Origin of the sequence: Telluribacter sp. (assembly GCF_035998675.1) — a bacterium.
GTDB lineage: Bacteria > Bacteroidota > Bacteroidia > Cytophagales > Spirosomataceae > Telluribacter.
Window position 1 is genome coordinate 88,114 of record NZ_DASYHI010000005.1, and the last position, 16,512, is coordinate 104,625.

The window sequence follows — 16,512 nt, forward strand, 5'->3', positions numbered from 1 at the left end:
CGTTTATAGACCCAAACCGGATTTCAATCGGTGTACTGATACAACTGGTCGATTGCATTGGCTGCTCTGAAAAGTCCTATGTAAGATTGTATCCTTTATCCCATGATTTACATGACATTAACCGGATTTTCTATATGACATCCTTTTCTCTTTCCCGTAACTTTTCCCTGCTGATTCATGTATTGGTATGGGGGGTGCTGGGGCTTTCGCTGCTTCTCTTCCAGCCGCTTACCTGGCGGGTCGAGTTGCCCAGCGAGTTCTGGATCAAGCAGGCAGTACTGTTTTCGTTACTTGTTACCGTATTTTATCTTAATTACCTGCTATTGGTGCCCAGGTTGCTGTTGCGCAACCGGCTCGCCCTGTTTATTACCTTAAATGTAATTACCGTATTCATTGTCGCATTTCTGATTCAGCGGGTAGAGGTATGGATAAACCTGCGCGAGATGCTGGAAAAGGCTTACCGGGCCCGGGCGGCCAACGGCGTGGTAAGGAGCGAAAAATGGATTGACTTTTTTTCCCTTATCCTTGCGTTGATGGTACTGGGGATCAGCACCAGCGTCACCGCCGTGCAAAACTGGCAGCGGGACATGCAGCTCCGGCAAAATCTGGAACGGGAGAAGACCAAGTCGGAGCTATCGTTTCTGAAGGCGCAGATCAACCCGCACTTTTTCTTTAATACCCTGAACAACATCTACGCGCTGACGATTGTAGATGGCGAAGCGGCCCGGGAGGCCCTGCACAAGCTTTCGCGTATGATGAGGTACGTCCTGTACGAAACCCAGAACTCCACAGTAATGCTGAGCAACGAAATAGCCTTTGTACAGGATTATATTCAGCTCATGAAGCTACGGCTAACCGACAAGGTAACGGTAAAGTTTGAGCAGCCGTCCCCCCTGCACGATGTACCCATAGCGCCCATGCTGCTACTGCCCTTCATCGAAAATGCCTTCAAACACGGCGTTAGTGCCATTGAGCCCAGCAGTATCCTGATTGCGATCCGGCAGCACGGAAAGCAGCTGCACCTGGAAGTACAGAATTCAGTTTTTACCGAAAAAAAAGTTACCTTAGATGATAGTAACGGTATAGGTCTGGTGAATACCCGCCGTCGGCTGGATCTGCTGTATCCGGATGGATATAAACTGGCCGTTGACGAGAGTACCCCGGATAATAAGTACCGGGTCCATCTGAAACTTGAGGTAGCCTGATGCTGACTTGTATTGCTATTGATGACGAGCCACTGGCCCTGGGACTGGTGTGCGCTTTTATCGAGAAAACTCCTTTTTTAAACCTGGTAGGGCGCTATTCCAGTGCCGTCGATGCACTACAGGGGCTGGATCAGCACGAGGTAGACCTGGTATTTCTGGATATTCAGATGCCAGACCTGACGGGAATTGAACTGGCGCGGGTACTGGATAAGTCGGCCGAGCGCGTGCCGCGTATTATCTTTACTACGGCCTACAATCATTTTGCCCTTGAGGGTTTTCGGGTCGACGCCCTGGACTACCTCCTGAAGCCGTTCAACTACGAGGAATTTCTTAGGGCTGCCACCAAGGGGAAAGCCTACTTTGATCTGGTTCATCGTGCCCAGCCTGCTACGCTGGCTCCGGTACCCGATATGCGGGACGAGTATCTGTTTCTGAAAGTTGAGTATCAGCTGGTGCGGGTAGCTTTTGAGGAAATTTTGTACATAGAAGGGCTGAAAGACTACGTAAAGGTTCACCTGAAAAGTGATTCAAAGCCGCTGCTGTCGCTCACCAGCCTGAAAGCTCTGGAAGAAAAGCTGCCGTCTGCGCGCTTTATGCGCATTCACCGGTCTTATATCGTAAGTCTGGACCAGATTGGCTCCGTTACCCGCAACACCATCCAGATCGGCGACTCAACCATCCCCGTCAGTGAGCAATACAAAGAAAACTTCAATCAGTTTCTGAGCCGCTGGACCTGAGGTGGCTACCGGGCCGTGGCCTACTCCCCCGGACTGGCGTCCGGGGTTACAACATCGGTCGTGCCTCCGGCACTATTCCTTTTTAGGGTGTAGAATCCGTCTACACACACTTTTATTTAATATTGAAAGTACCCAGATTTCCTCCGCTCCTGAAGTCGAGTTTCCCCTGCAGCTGCATGCTGTTTACTTCTCCCAGGCTACCTTCCAGGAAAATCGTGTGGTCTTTATTGATAGTGATGTCACTATATCGGGTAGGGATACATCCGTCCGACCAGCTTCGGGCATCAGACCACGGTCCTGAGTTTACGCTCTGGAGGGCATCAATGCGTTGAGCGGTAGTGGTGGATGCAACGGTTGTTTCGCAGCCCTTGCTGTTCTCAACGGTGGCTTTGTAGGTACCGCTCTCTTTCACCGTAAGGCTGATTTTGGTTTCGTCGGCAATAAGGCTATTGTTGCGTAGCCACTGAACAACATTGGAGCCAGTCGGGGCATCTTTCACTTTCAGCTCCATTGAAGAGCCCGAGCAGAACCGGGGACCGCCAATGGATTCTATTTTGAAAGTAAAGGTTTCTGCATCACGGGTTACCGATAAAGCTGCCGACGCCGGGCTGGTACTGGTGGCAAGCGCGTTACTATTGTAGCCGGTTACTTTACAGGTAGCGGTGTACTGGGTAGTACTACCCGGTTGTACATGCACGAACAGGCCTTGCCCTCCACTGCTCCAGTCGACCGTGCCCGGGCAGCCAAATGCCTGGAGAACAGCGGGGTTTCCTTCGCAGGAAGAAGCAGTAGTAGATTCAGTACAACCTTTGAGCTGGATAATCCAGAAGTCGGAGCCGCCCTTGGAGCCCTGGGTTTTTTCACTGTTCGCATTGGACTCCGACAGTCCGCCCAGTATATACCCGCCCGTGGAGGTACTATGGGCACTGAACAGTTGGTCTTTACCCGTACCTCCCATGGTTTTATCCCATTGTTTTTTTCCGGTGGTATCAACCTTAACAATCCAGTAATCTTCGGCCCCGAACGAATTTTGGGTTTTGTCGCCGGAGAGTCCCGAAGCGGAAGTACCTCCTAACAGAAAACCTTTGTCAGGGGTAGGAAGCAGCAGAGCAAGCTGGTCGAAACCACTTCCGCCAAATGAATTATCCCACTGTTTGGTGCCTTCAGCGTTAATTTTCAGCATCCAGTAGTCAGCACTACCGCGACTGGCACTTGTTTTGTCCTGAGCAGCACCGGAGTAAGAAGTACCCGCCAATACATAGCCTTTGTTGTCGGGCGCAGGCTGGAAGCCCTGGAGAAAATCATTGCCCGAGCCCCCGTAGGTTTTGTCCCACAGTTTAGCACCCTGGTTGTTGAGTTTGATAACCCAGAAATCGTAGCCGCCTTTGGAGGGTTCCGTTTTTTCGCCGGAGCTGGCCGAGTTGGAAGTACCTGCCAGGAAAATAGTGCCATCGGCAGCGACCCGGATGGTGGAAAGTACTTCCGTGGCCGAGCCCCCGTAGGTTTTATCCCAGAGTTTATCTCCCAGTAAGCCGTCAATCTTTAAGAGCCAGTAGTCGGAAAGACCCCGGGCGTTTTCAAACTTATCAAAGCTTTGTTGAGAGGTTGAGTAACCTCCCAGCAGAAAATTGCCGTCGGTAGTAGCAGCCAGGGAAGTCAGCTTGTCAAAACCTTCTCCCCCGAATGTTTTATCCCACAATTTATTTCCCTGGGCGTCAATCCGGATAACCCAGAAATCTTCGTTGCCTTTGGAAGTTTCTGTTTTATCCCCGCTTCTTGCCGAATTGGAAGTACCTCCTAACAGGAAGCCCCCGTCAGCCGTAAGCAAAGCAGCCCGGAGCGAATCGGTACCGTTGCCGCCAAAGGTTTTATCCCATAACTTATTGCCCGCGGCATTGACCCGTACGATCCAGTAGTCAGCGCCTCCTTTTGAACTGGCTGATTTATCACCGCCTTGTCCAGAGGAAGAAGTACCTGCCAGAAGGAAGCCCCCGTCCGGCGTAGGAAGTATTTCCCGGAGGCCTTCGTGGGCACTGCCCCCCAGAGTTATATCGGATAGCTTCTGGGGAAGCTCGCGGTAGCACTTGCTTTGGGCAAGCGTAGTGAGCGGAGAAGCCGCCTTGTACAGGAACAGCAGTACTCCGGACTCGTCGCTGTTATCGGTGGCTAAAATACACTGAGCCGAGTAGCGGGTAGTTTGGGTAGCATTGACGCGCAGAAACAGACCTTTCTGACCGTTGCTCCACAGTACTTCACCGGGGCAACCGTAGGCCATCAGTACCGCCGACTGACTGACTTCGGTAGTGGCCAGGTAAGAGCTAACGGGGCAGTCAGACAGCTTGACGATCCATATATCGGGCTCAGCGCCGCTGAAAGAGGTAGTTTTTTCAGCACTGATATCAGAGGAGGAAGTCCCTCCCAGAAGGTAACCACCATCAGCCGCTACCTGAATACTGTACAGAATGTCCGTACCGCTGCCTCCCAGGGTGCGGTCCCACTGCTTTTCGCCTTCGCTATTTATTTTGATAAACCAGAAGTCGGAGCCGCCGCGGCTGTTCTCGGATTTATCGCCACCGGTATTTGACATGGAGTATCCGCCCAGCAGAAAGCCTCCGTCAGGCGCTGGTAGAATACGGGTAAGTCCGTCTTCCTCAGTACCTCCGTAGGCCTTATCCCATAACTTTTGTCCATTGCTGTTGATCCTGACCACCCAGTAGTCGCTGCTCCCTCTGGAGGCATCCGACCGGTCACCTGTTCTTCCTGACTCAGACCCACCTCCCAAAAGAAAACCTCCGTCGGTAGTCAGGACAATAGACGTCATTATATCGCTGGTGCTCCCCCCAAAGGCCTTATCCCAAAGCTTGTTTCCATTGGCATCCGTTTTGACTACCCAGTAGTCATTTCCTCCCTTTGAATTTTCTGACTTGTAAATGGCATCCGTAAATAGATCCTTGCTAATATTCGAGTCAGAGTAGCCTCCTAGCAGGTAGCCCCCGTCAGGAGCAACAGTTATCGCTGTCAGGACTTCATTCTCAAATCCCCCGTATGTTTTGTCCCATAGTTTCTTCCCGCTCGCATCCAATTTAACAGTCCAGTAGTCGGTCTTTCCGACACGGTTGGCCGTTTTGTCCGGATTATTGGAGCCTGCGCCCGAGTCAGAGTAGCCACCCAGCAGGAAGCCGCCATCTGCTGTCGTTATCACAACTCTTAGATTATCAGTTGCAGTACCTCCTACCGTTTTGTCCCATATCTTATTTCCTGAACCATCAACTAATACAACCCAATAGTCATAGCCTCCTCGTGAGCTTTCTGTTTTATCACCACTTACGCCTGACTTGGAACTGCCTCCCAGCAGGTAATTACCATCCAGCGTAGGTACTATCGAAAATAGTTCGTCATCGTCGTTACCACCCAGTACTTTTTCCCACAGCTTATTCCCGAAAGCATCGATTTTTATTATTAGATAATCTTTTTTGGTAGCGATAATAGGGTTTCCGAAAACATCAATACCATATGGTACGTGGGTACCTCCCAGTACAAACCCTCCGTCCAGGGTCGGCAGTGTGACGCGAAGCTCTTCAAACAAATCCTTACCAAAGCTTTTGTCCCACACTTTTTGTGGTACACCTGTGCAACTGAGCGCGCGGGCCGAGGTAATGGGGGCGTTGGACACGGGGATAATAGTAGCGCAGTTTACTTCCTGCTGATACAGTTGCGATACCTCGCCTCCTGAAAGCGCACGGTTATAAATCCGAATGTCGTCGAGTTTTCCTTTGAAGTACTTGTTCCAGACCTGGTGGTGGCCAATGCGCAAAGTACCCGAGCCGGTCAGGGGAGCCAGCCCCCCCAGGTCGCTGTCGCGGTAGATGGTCGCCTCGGAGGCCAGGGAACCATTGAGGTAAATTTTCATCTGGTCGGCTTCTATCATAGCGCCATCGGTGCCCTGCCAGGTGGCTACCACCTGCACCCACTGATTGAGCAGGCTGGTGTAAGGGATCTTTTTGGCTTTTAGAATATGGTCGCCGTCCAGGGCAAAATTTAACTTGAAAACACTGTTGTCTTTGGTGTCTTTATCAAAAAACAAGGTAAGGCTTCGGGCGGGGTTGTCGCGGGTTTGCTCGGGGCCGCGGTTCTGGCTGATGGTGATCTGCGTCTGATTGGGGTCCGAAACAAACACCCAAGTCGAAAAGGTATAGGCCGTCAGGTTGGTTTGGGTGTAGGAGGTAGTAATGTAGTCATCTTCCCCGTCGAAGGAGAAGGCGCGGTCGGGGCGTCCGCAGCGGTCGGTGGTCAGGGTAGCGCCATTGACCTGCCCGTTGTAGCCATTGCCGCTGGCGTCGTTGGCCTGGCCGTCAAAGGGGTAGTGGAGTATGAGGTCGGCAATGTCGGCAGGGCATTCTTTTTCTTCCTGCCATAGTTGAGCCACCTCAGTACCCGAAAGAGCCTGGTCGTATATGCGTATATCGTCTATTTTACCCTTAAAATAGGTATTCCAGACCTGGTGGTGGCCAATGCGCAAAGTACCTCCTCCGGTCAGGGGAGCCGTACCTCCGCGGTCACTGTCGCGGTAGACGGTGGTCTGGTTCACGACCGAGCCGTTGAGGTAGAGGTTCATCTGCTCGGTTTCTATCATGGTGCCGGTTGCGCCCTGCCAGGTAGCTGCTACATGCACCCACTGGTTGAGCAGGGTGGCATAGGGTACCCTTTTGGTCTTAAGAATATGATCACCGTCCAGTCCAAAACTTAGTTTAAAGGCGTAGGCGTCAGCCGGATCTTTTTCAAAGTACAGCGTCAGACTTCGGGCGGGGTTGTCGCGGGTTTGCTCGGGGCCGCGGTTCTGACTGATGGTGATCTGCGTCTGGTTAGGATCAGTAATGTAGACCCAGGCCGAAATACTATAAGCGTTTAGATTGGTTTGGGTGTAGGGGGTAGTAATATAGTCGTCGACGCCGTCGAAGGCGTAGGCGCGGTTGGGGCGTCCGCAGCGGTCAGCCGTCAGGCTAGCGCCGTTGACCTGTCCGTGGTAGCCATTGCCGCTGGCGTCGTTGGCCTGGCCGTCAAATAAATAATGGGCTACGGGTACGGGAGCAGGAGGAGCTTCGCAGACTTTTTCCTGCTGGTGTAACTGAGCAACTTCGGCGTCGGAAAGCGCACGGTTATAAATCCGGATATCGTCGAGCTTTCCTTTGAAGTACTTGTTCCAGGCTTGGTGACGTCCAATCAGCAGTGTACCGTTTCCGGTGACAGGGGCGTTTCCGGCGCTATTGACACTCGCAGGTGTAGCGGCAGCGGCCAGTACCCCGTTGAGGTAGAGCTTCATCTGAGAGGCTTCAATGGCGGAATTGGCTGTTCCCTGCCACACGCCTACCACGTGTACCCACTGGTTGAGCAGCGACGCGTAGGAAAGCTTCTTGGACTTGAGCATGTGGTCGCCATCCAAACCAAAGTTAAGTGTGAAGGTGCCGTCGGTTTCGCGGTCAAAGTAGAGCGTCAGACTGCGGGCGGGGTTTTCAAGGGTTTGTTCGGGGCCGCGGTTCTGGCCGATGGAGATCTGCGTTTGGTTAGGATCAGAAATATATACCCAGGCCGAGAAGGTGTAAGCCGTCAGGTTGGTTTGGGTGTAGGAGGTAGTAATGTAGTCGTCGACGCCGTCGAAGGAGTAGGCGCGGTCGGGGCGTCCGCAGCGGTCAGCCGTCAGGGTGGCACCACTGACCTGGCCGTTGTAGCCGTTGCCACTGATGTCATTGGCCTGACCGTCGAACGTATAGTGAGCCACCGGAGCTGTGCTTTGGGACTGAGCACGTGGTGTAATAGCAGTTACAAGTATAAACAACAAAAAAAACCGGCATCTCATCATTTTCAACAATAATTTGGGCTTACGAGTAAATTGCTTTGAGATAGTTAGGTAACCATTTCAGTATTTTGGAGGTAGCAGTGTGTGTTAATCCGGAAAAGTCAATGGGCACTCTGCTGCGGTAAGCCACCTGCTTATGAGTTCTTTGAAATCATAAATCAGTTACATGCCGGCAGTTGATATGTTGCCAAACAACTATCGGGCCAAAAACAAAAGCCGGGTGAATTTTTCACCCGGCTTTTGTAACCTTTTGTAAAAATTATTTTTGCTTGAGATTCTTACCCCTTCAGCTCCTCTTTCAGAAACTTCCCCGTAAAGCTTTCCTTAGCCTTGGCTACCTTTTCGGGGGTACCTTCGGCCACAATGCGGCCACCCATGGCTCCGCCTTCCGGCCCGATGTCCACTACATAGTCAGCTACCTTAATGATGTCCATATTGTGCTCGATGATAAGTACCGTGTTCCCTTTCTCCACCAGTTTCTTTAAAACATCAAGCAGGTGGCGAATGTCCTGGAAGTGAAGACCCGTGGTAGGTTCGTCAAGGATGTAGAGCGTCTTGCCGGTATCACGCTTGGAGAGCTCTTCCGACAGCTTTACCCGCTGGGCCTCCCCGCCCGAGAGGGTAGTAGCGTGCTGGCCGAGGGTGATGTAGCCCAGCCCCACGTCGTTGAGCGTTTGTACCTTGCGCAGGATGCGCGGCTGATTTTCAAAAAACTCCAGCGCCTGCTCCACGGTCATGTCCAGTACATCGGCCACCGACTTACCCTTGAAGCGTACCTCCAGCGTTTCGCGGTTGAAGCGCTTGCCCTTGCAGGTTTCGCAGGCGATGTGTACGTCGGGCAGGAAGTCCATTTCAATCTTTTTCATACCGGCCCCTTCGCACTCTTCGCAGCGGCCGCCTTTGACATTGAATGAAAAGCGCCCCGGCTTATAGCCCCGGATTTTGGCCTCGGGCAGCTCGGCAAAAAGGGTACGGATATCGGTGAATAAGTTAGTATAGGTAGCCGGGTTGGAGCGGGGGGTGCGGCCAATGGGCGACTGGTCCACCTCAATCACCTTGTCAATGTGTTCCAGTCCTTCGATGCTCTTGTAAGGCAGCGGCTCGCGGCGTGATTTGTAAAAATGCCGGTTGAGGATGGGAAACAGGGTTTCGTGAATAAGCGACGACTTGCCACTCCCGCTCACGCCCGTCACGCAGCTCATGGTACCCAGGGGTAATTTCAGCGTGACGTTCTTGAGGTTGTGTCCGGTACAGCCCTTCAGTACCAGCGTATGGCCGTTGCCCGGGCGGCGCTCAGCGGGTACCTCAATACCCCGGCGGCCGCTGAGGTAGTCGGCCGTCACGGAGCCATTCCTCAGAAACTCTTCGGGATTGCCCTGGCCCACAATCTGTCCGCCGTGCCGTCCGGCGCCGGGGCCCACGTCCACGATGTAGTCCGAGGCCAGCATCATATCTTTATCGTGCTCCACCACCAGTACCGTATTGCCCAGGTCACGAAGGTTCTTGAGCGACTGGATCAGCCGGACGTTATCGCGCTGGTGCAGCCCAATGCTCGGCTCATCCATAATATAAAGTACCCCCGTGAGCTGAGTACCTATCTGCGTGGCCAGGCGAATCCGCTGCGCTTCCCCGCCCGATAGTGTTCGCAGGGCGCGGTTGAGCGTTAGGTACTCAAGTCCGACGTCCAGCAGAAAACCAACCCGCTTCCGGATTTCTTTCAGTACCTCGTGCCCGATAACCTGCTGGCGGCCGCTGAGGCGGTCTTCCAGCCCCACCAGCCAGTCGGCCAGTTCCCGGATATCAATCTGGGCCAGTTCGGCTATGTTTTTATTATCTATTTTAAAATGCAATGACTCCTGCCGCAGCCGGGCTCCGCGGCAGTCGGGGCACTCCCGGATGACCATGAAGTCTTTGAGCCAGTCCTGAATTTTGTCGGTACCGGTTTCCTGCTGGCGCTTCAGAAAGCTGATAATGCCGTCGAATTTGGTATCCCACTCGGTACCGGGGTACTTCTTGGAAGGTAAAGGTACCGGTTCATCGCTCCCGTACAGGATGACCTCCATGGCCTCCGGTGGTAGTTTTTCGAGGGGCGTACTCAAGCTGGCCTTGTGTTTTTTTAGCAACGTTTCCAACTGCTTAAAGATCCAGGCGTCGCGGTATTCACCCAGCGGCGCTATACCACCGCGGCTGATGCTGAGGGAGCGGTCTGGCATTACCGACTCTTCGGTAATCTCCTCCACTACGCCCAGGCCCTGGCAGGTGGGACACCAGCCGTAGGGAGAGTTGAACGAAAAACTGTTGGGGGCGGGGTCATCGTAGCTGATGCCCGACTCGGGGTCCATCAGGTTCTGGGAAAAGTAGTACACCTCATTGCTGGCATCCAAAATCATCATAGCGCCTTTGCCCTGCTTCATGGCTGTTGCCACCGACTGACTCAGGCGGTAACGATCATCGGCTTTAGGTATAACGCGGTCTACGACTATTTCTATGTCGTGTACCTTGTAGCGGTCCAGCTGCATTTTGGGTACTATGTCCTGTACCTCGCCGTCGACCCGTACTTTGGTGTAGCCCAGGCGGGCTATTTGTACGAACAACTCGCGGTAGTGGCCTTTCCGACCTTTCACCACCGGAGCCAGCAGAGTGGTTTTTTGTCCGCCGAACTGCGTAAGTACCTGGTCGATGATCTGGTCCTGCGACTGCTTCACCATGCGGCGGCCCGTTACGTACGAGAAGGCCTCGCCGGCGCGGGCGTATAGTAACCGCAGGAAGTCGTAGATTTCGGTGACGGTACCTACCGTGGAGCGGGGGTTGCGGGAAGTTGTTTTCTGTTCGATGCTGATGACCGGCGACAGGCCGCTGATCTTGTCCACGTCAGGGCGCTCCATTTCACCAATAAAGCCCCGGGCGTAGGCCGAGAAACTCTCCATGTAGCGGCGCTGTCCTTCGGCGTAAATAGTATCAAAGGCCAGCGAAGACTTGCCACTGCCGCTGATACCCGTTACAACTACCAGCTTATTCCGGGGAAAACTTACGTCTATATTCTTGAGGTTATGCTCACGGGCGCCCTGTACTTCAATCTGGTCGTGGCCTGTTAGTTCAATATCATTCAGCTGTTTCAAAGCGTCAAATCAGTAGGTTAAAAAATGGAGGAAGAGTGGTGTCTTCAACTAAAGGTAAACGCTAAATATAAAGGATGGGTTCGTAATTATCTTGGATGAATCCAGAATGTTAACCGGACTTTTCCGGACGAGAATTATACGTATATATAAAAGCGTTCCCCTCGCCTCTATTTCCTCTCCGTTTCATTTCTCCTTCCCGGACTCCGAATGCCGTAGGAAATCAGGGCTGCCTTTTAAAAGCTCATAGAGTACACCCGACTGTCAACTCAGTTGGTGCAAAATTACTATGTCACGAATCCCGCATTCAACCTTCTGACGATTAGTTGCATAGTGTTTTTTGTAAGTTACTTTGTTCTACTTAGTTTACAAATTGGCCTCTGTTTAGTAGTTAGGAGCTTTTGGAGAAAAAACTAGATTAAAACTTTATTAAAATTTGATTAACTATGGTTAGATTCCTCACCACCTGCTACTTTCACACCTTGTATTAAGTATACTATTCTCATCGAAACTTTTACTCTAACCCCCAAACATGCCTCTATGAAAGAAGGTGTACGACTCACAGTCCGCTGGGCTGTATTAATGCTGCTCATGGTGAGTAGTGTATTTGCACAGGCGCAGGAGCGTCGCATTACCGGAAAGGTAAGTACCTCCTCTGACAATCAGGGGCTACCTGGTGCCAACGTGCAGGTAAAAGGGACTACCGTAGGAACGGTGACGGATGCCGACGGACAGTTTTCCCTGTCAGTGCAAGGCAATGATGCTGTCCTGGTTATTTCTTCGATTGGATTTATGAAGAAGGAAGTACCGGTCAGGAATCAGAGTACAATCAATGTATCGCTGGATGAAGACGTAAAGAGTTTGAGCGAAGTGGTAGTAACGGGCTACGGTACCCAGTCTAAGCGGGACATTACCGGAGCGGTGGCTACCATTGATGTAAAGCAGGCGCTGGCAGTACCCGCCAGTAACCTGGCACAGGCCATGCAGGGCCGGGTAGCCGGCGTAAACGTGTCCAACGACAACTCACCCGGAGGGGGAGTAATGGTGCGTATACGGGGTTTCGGTACCATCAATGACAACTCCCCGCTGTACATCATCGACGGTACGCCTACTAAAGGAAATTTGAGCTCCCTAAACCTGAATGATATTGAATCGATGCAGGTACTGAAGGATGCGTCGGCGGCTTCTATTTATGGTTCACGCGCCGGTAACGGAGTAGTGATCATCACAACTAAGAAAGGAAAAGCCGGCAAACCTACGCTCTCGTATGATACCTACTACGGTACCCAGAGCGCCTGGAAAGGCCTGGACCTGACCAACACCCAGGAGCACGCCGATATATTGTGGAAGTCACGCATTAATGCGCTCAATACGCTTAACAATGGTATCGCTACTCCTAATGCGGGCCAGAGCGGACTCATTTACCCCAGCAACGCTCAATTTGGCAAGGGAGCTACTCCGGTTATTCCAGATTATATTCTACCTGGAGGCGCTATGGAAGGCGATCCCCGTGCTGATCCAGCCCGCTATGTGTATGATCCTTTTAACCCAAGTTCGCGCTATCTCATTGCAAAGGCCAATAAGGAAGGTACCGACTGGTTTGGGGAGATGTTCAATCCGGCTCCTATTCAGAATCATCAGTTAGGAGTGTCAGGTGGTAATGAGAACGGACGCTATGCTATGTCGCTCAACTACTTCGATCAGAAGGGTATTATGCAGTATACCTACTACAAGCGGTATTCGATCCGGGCCAATACAGAGTTTAACGTAACCAAACGGGTACGGGTAGGCGAAAATTTCCAGATAGGCCTTGACGAGCGCGTGGGCCAGACCGGCGGAAACCAGAGCGAGGGAAATCCAATCTCGTTTGCGTATCGTATCCAGCCTATTATACCGGTACGTGACATCAAAGGTAATTTTGCCGGTACTTCGGGTCCCGACCTGGACAACTCGCGTAACCCTATTGCTGAACTATGGCGGAACAAAGACAACGTAGGCCGCAATGTACGCCTGTTTGGTAACGCCTTTGCTGAGGTTGACATCCTGAAAAACCTGACGGCCCGTACGCAGTTTGGTTTGGATTATAATCTGTTCAACCTACGTAACTATCGTGCGGTCGATCTGGAGTCTTCAGAAAACGCGGGAGCTAACCAACTGGACCAGACCAACAACTATGACTGGACCTGGACCTGGTACAACACCCTGACCTACAAGACCAGCTTCATGGACGACCGTCTGAGCTTTAACGTCGTGGCAGGTACCGAATCTATCAAAAGCTTCTTTGAGCAATTTACGGCCCGTCGTCAGCGCTTTGCTTCGGATGATATAGAAAACCGCTACCTGGATGCCGGTAACCCTGGTACTTCGGTCAACGCAGGTTTTGCTTCTGACTGGCGTATTGCTTCGGAGTTTGCCAAGGCCAACTTCTCGCTGGATGATAAGTACCTGCTGGATGTAACTCTCCGCCGCGACCGCTCTTCGCGCTTTGCGGAAAATTATCGGGTTGCTTACTTCCCGGCGGTATCAGTAGGATGGCGCTTGTCTAATGAAGAATTCATGAAGGGATTGACCTGGCTGGATGACTTCAAGCTACGTGCGGCCTGGGGACAAACTGGTAACCAGGAGATTGGTAACTACAACCGCTTCGGAATATTCGGTACCAACGCGGCTCAGAACTTCTATGACCTGAATGGAAACAGAACATCCGCTGTACAAGGCTATGACCGTACCCAATTTGCCAACCCTAACGCACGCTGGGAAACTACCACTTCGACGGACATAGGCTTTGACGCAGTATTACTTAAAGGAAAGCTGGACGTTAATTTCGACTGGTACGACCGCCTCACTACCGACATGCTGTTCCGCCCGGATGTACAGCGTACGCAGGGGGTAGCTACCGTACCTTTCCAGAACATTGGCTCTATGCAGAACAAAGGGGTAGAACTCGGGCTAAACTATAATGGAAGCGCTTCAAATGGCGATTTCCGTTACTCCGTTGGGGCTAATATCTCTACTTATCGTAATAAAGTAATCACGCTGACCGGCGATCCGGCTACGCAGTACTTTGGTTTCACGACGCGTCTTCCACCCATGAGCGTAACCCAGGCAGGCTACCCCATTGGGTCTTTCTTTGGCTATACCATTGACGGATTTATCAACACTGACGAAGAAGGCAAAGCATTACCCGTTCAGTTTGGGGGTGGTGTAAACAACAAAGCGGGTAACTTCCAGTTCCGCGATATCAACAATGATGGTATCATTAATGCTTCTGACCGGAGCATCATTGGCAGCCCTCACCCCGACTTTACCTACGGGATCAACGTCAGCACCAGCTACAAAAACTTCCGACTGGACTTGTTCGGACAGGGAGTACAGGGCAACCAGATCTTTAACTACGTACGCTACTGGACCGACTTCCCCACCTTTGGCGGAAACCGCAGCAAGCGGATGGCCTATGAATCGTGGGAGCCGGGCAAAACCAACGCCAAGCTGCCGATCCTGCGCTCTAACGACGTAATATCCAGCCAGCCTTCTACCTACTACCTGGAAGATGGCTCATACCTGCGTCTCAAGAACATCCAGTTGACTTATGATATTCCGGCAACTGTACTGTCTAAATTAGGGATTAGCAGGGCTTCTGTCTATATACAGGGTCAGAACTGGTTCACTTTCACAAAGTACACAGGTCTGGATCCTGAGATTAACCTGCGCAGCTCGAGTGGCACTGACCAGGACCGCCAAATCGGAGTTGACGAAGGTGCATATCCGGCCTATCGTGCTACACTACTTGGTTTAAACCTTAGTTTCTGATAGTTGTAGATAACTTTTTTAAAGAAAAAACAATGAAAAAAATAACCTATATAGCAAGTTTTCTCCTGCTGGGATTGGCTACCTCCTGTAGTGATGAATTTCTGGAAACGCGTCCCAAAGCCGCGCTTTCCATAGAAACGCTCAAAAACCGCGCGGGTATCAACTACCTCCTGACCGGCGCCTACGCTCTGGTAGATGGCGTAGGGGCGGGTACTACCTCCTGGCACGGCTCGGCCGACAACTGGATCTACGGCAGCGTTGCCTCCGACGATGCCTACAAGGGTACTATCGCCGGTGACCAGCCCGAGATTTCCCTGATTGAACAAAAGCTGATCCAGCCCGATAATAACCACTTCCGCGGCAAGTGGCAGGCGGTGTACGACGGCGTGGCGCGCAGTAACGACGTCATGCTGCTGGTAGATCAGGTAGAGGAATTGACTGAGGCCGAGAAAACCCAAATCAAGGCGCAGGCGCGCTTTTTGCGGGGGCACTACCACTTCGAAGCCAAGAAAATGTGGAACATGGTACCCTACGTCGACGAGAAGGCCTACAATCCTGACGACCTTACCAGTACTCGTGTATCCAATGACAAAGATATTTGGCCGAACATTGAAGCGGATTTGAAATTTGCTCTGGATAATCTGCCGGAAGTACAGACCCAGAAAGGTCGGGCTACCAAATGGGCCGCAGCCGCTATGCTGGGAAAAGCTTATATGTTTCAACGGAAATGGGCCGAAGCCAAAGCTCAGTTTGATGCTATTGTAAACAGCGGCCGCTATAAGCTGGTAGATCGCTACAGCGACAACTTCCGGGCCTCGACCAACAACAACGCCGAGTCGGTTTTTGAGGTACAGCACTCGGTTAACGACGGAGCGCCGGGCGGTGAAAACGGTAACCAGGGCGCTACGCTCAACTACCCTTACGGGGGAGGCGGGGTTACTACCTGCTGCGGTTTTTACCAGCCTACCCAGAACCTGGTGAACTCCTTCAAGACCAAAAACGGACTCCCTCTGATTGACACTTACAATAACTCTGACGTGAAGAACGATCAGAATATTGAAGTAACGCAGGCGTTTACGCCCGACGAGGGAGAATTTGACCCCCGCCTCGACCATACCGTAGGCCGCCGGGGTATTCCCTTCCTGGACTGGTTTGTGCATCCGGGCAAATCGATCATTCGTGACCAGGCCTACGGCGGCCCTTATTCGCCCCGCAAGCACCTGATGTATCGTTCCGACGTAGGTACCAATACTTTCTCGGGTAACCCCCGCCTCAACGCCAATAACTACCGCATGATCCGCTACGCCCACGTGCTGCTGATGCTGGCCGAAGCCGAAGTAGAGCTGGGCAACCTGGTGCGGGCCCGCGAGCTGGTCAATCAGGTACGTCGCCGGGCGGCCAATCCGGACGGCTTTGTACGGACCGCCGACGGCAAGCCTGCCGCTAACTACGTCATCAAAGAATACGCCGAAGGCGATCCGGCTTTCAGTACTGCTGCCAACGCCCGTGCGGCCGTTCGTTTTGAAACGCGTATTGAGCTGGGTATGGAAGGCCACCGGTTCTTTGATCTGGTTCGCTGGGGTATTGCCGATCAGGTACTGAACGCCTACTACGCTACCGAAAAGAACAAGCGGACGTACTTTAACGGGGTCAGCTTTGTGAAAGGCAAGCACGAGTACTACCCACTTCCTTTGCAGGAAATAGTAAACTCACAGATGGGTGGTAAACCTACTCTGAAGCAGAACCCGAACTACTAGTGTGAGGTATTTTTATGCAGAAGCGGGGGGGGC

Annotated in this window: 6 protein-coding genes; 4 read left to right on the plus strand and 2 right to left on the minus strand. The window is 52.2% G+C overall.

Annotated features, from left to right (window positions below):
- Positions 1-134: 134 nt before the first annotated feature.
- Together VGN67_RS01600 and VGN67_RS01605 are read left to right on the plus strand one after the other, a co-directional pair.
- Positions 135-1,205, plus strand: coding sequence for a sensor histidine kinase (locus VGN67_RS01600; protein WP_327485007.1), 1,071 nt, complete (start codon positions 135-137; stop codon positions 1,203-1,205).
- Entirely contained in the window at positions 1,202-1,942 is a 741-nt protein-coding gene (locus tag VGN67_RS01605) for a LytTR family DNA-binding domain-containing protein (RefSeq protein ID WP_327485015.1), read from the plus strand. Before VGN67_RS01600 ends, VGN67_RS01605 begins: the two co-directional genes overlap by 4 nt.
- A 112-nt stretch (positions 1,943-2,054) precedes the next feature.
- On the opposite strand, the gene VGN67_RS01610 is transcribed toward VGN67_RS01605, so the two are convergent.
- Together VGN67_RS01610 and uvrA are read right to left on the minus strand one after the other, a co-directional pair.
- Positions 2,055-7,778 (minus strand): LamG domain-containing protein, encoded by a 5,724-nt coding sequence (locus VGN67_RS01610; protein ID WP_327485008.1) that lies wholly within the window; start codon positions 7,776-7,778, stop codon positions 2,055-2,057.
- Between the two features lie 296 nt (positions 7,779-8,074).
- Positions 8,075-10,915: an excinuclease ABC subunit UvrA gene (gene uvrA / locus VGN67_RS01615; protein ID WP_327485009.1), complete on the minus strand. Its 2,841-nt coding sequence runs from the start codon at positions 10,913-10,915 to the stop codon at positions 8,075-8,077.
- A gap of 537 nt (positions 10,916-11,452) precedes the next feature.
- Between uvrA and VGN67_RS01620 the strand changes: the two genes are divergently transcribed.
- Both VGN67_RS01620 and VGN67_RS01625 read left to right on the plus strand, forming a co-directional pair.
- On the plus strand, positions 11,453-14,722 hold the full coding sequence (locus VGN67_RS01620; RefSeq protein WP_327485010.1) for a TonB-dependent receptor: 3,270 nt from the start codon (positions 11,453-11,455) through the stop codon (positions 14,720-14,722).
- A 32-nt stretch (positions 14,723-14,754) separates the two neighbouring features.
- Positions 14,755-16,479 carry a RagB/SusD family nutrient uptake outer membrane protein gene (locus tag VGN67_RS01625; protein ID WP_327485011.1) on the plus strand — a complete coding sequence of 575 codons (1,725 nt, stop codon included), beginning with the start codon at positions 14,755-14,757 and terminating at the stop codon, positions 16,477-16,479.
- Positions 16,480-16,512: the final 33 nt, after the last annotated feature.

Excerpts from the sequence above, each read along its gene's own strand:
- VGN67_RS01600 (WP_327485007.1), top strand. The coding sequence starts at position 135 with ATGACATCCTTTTCTCTTTCCCGTAACTTTTCCCTGCTGATTCATGTA.
- VGN67_RS01620 (WP_327485010.1), top strand. The coding sequence starts at position 11,453 with ATGAAAGAAGGTGTACGACTCACAGTCCGCTGGGCTGTATTAATGCTG.
- VGN67_RS01625 (WP_327485011.1), top strand. The coding sequence starts at position 14,755 with ATGAAAAAAATAACCTATATAGCAAGTTTTCTCCTGCTGGGATTGGCT.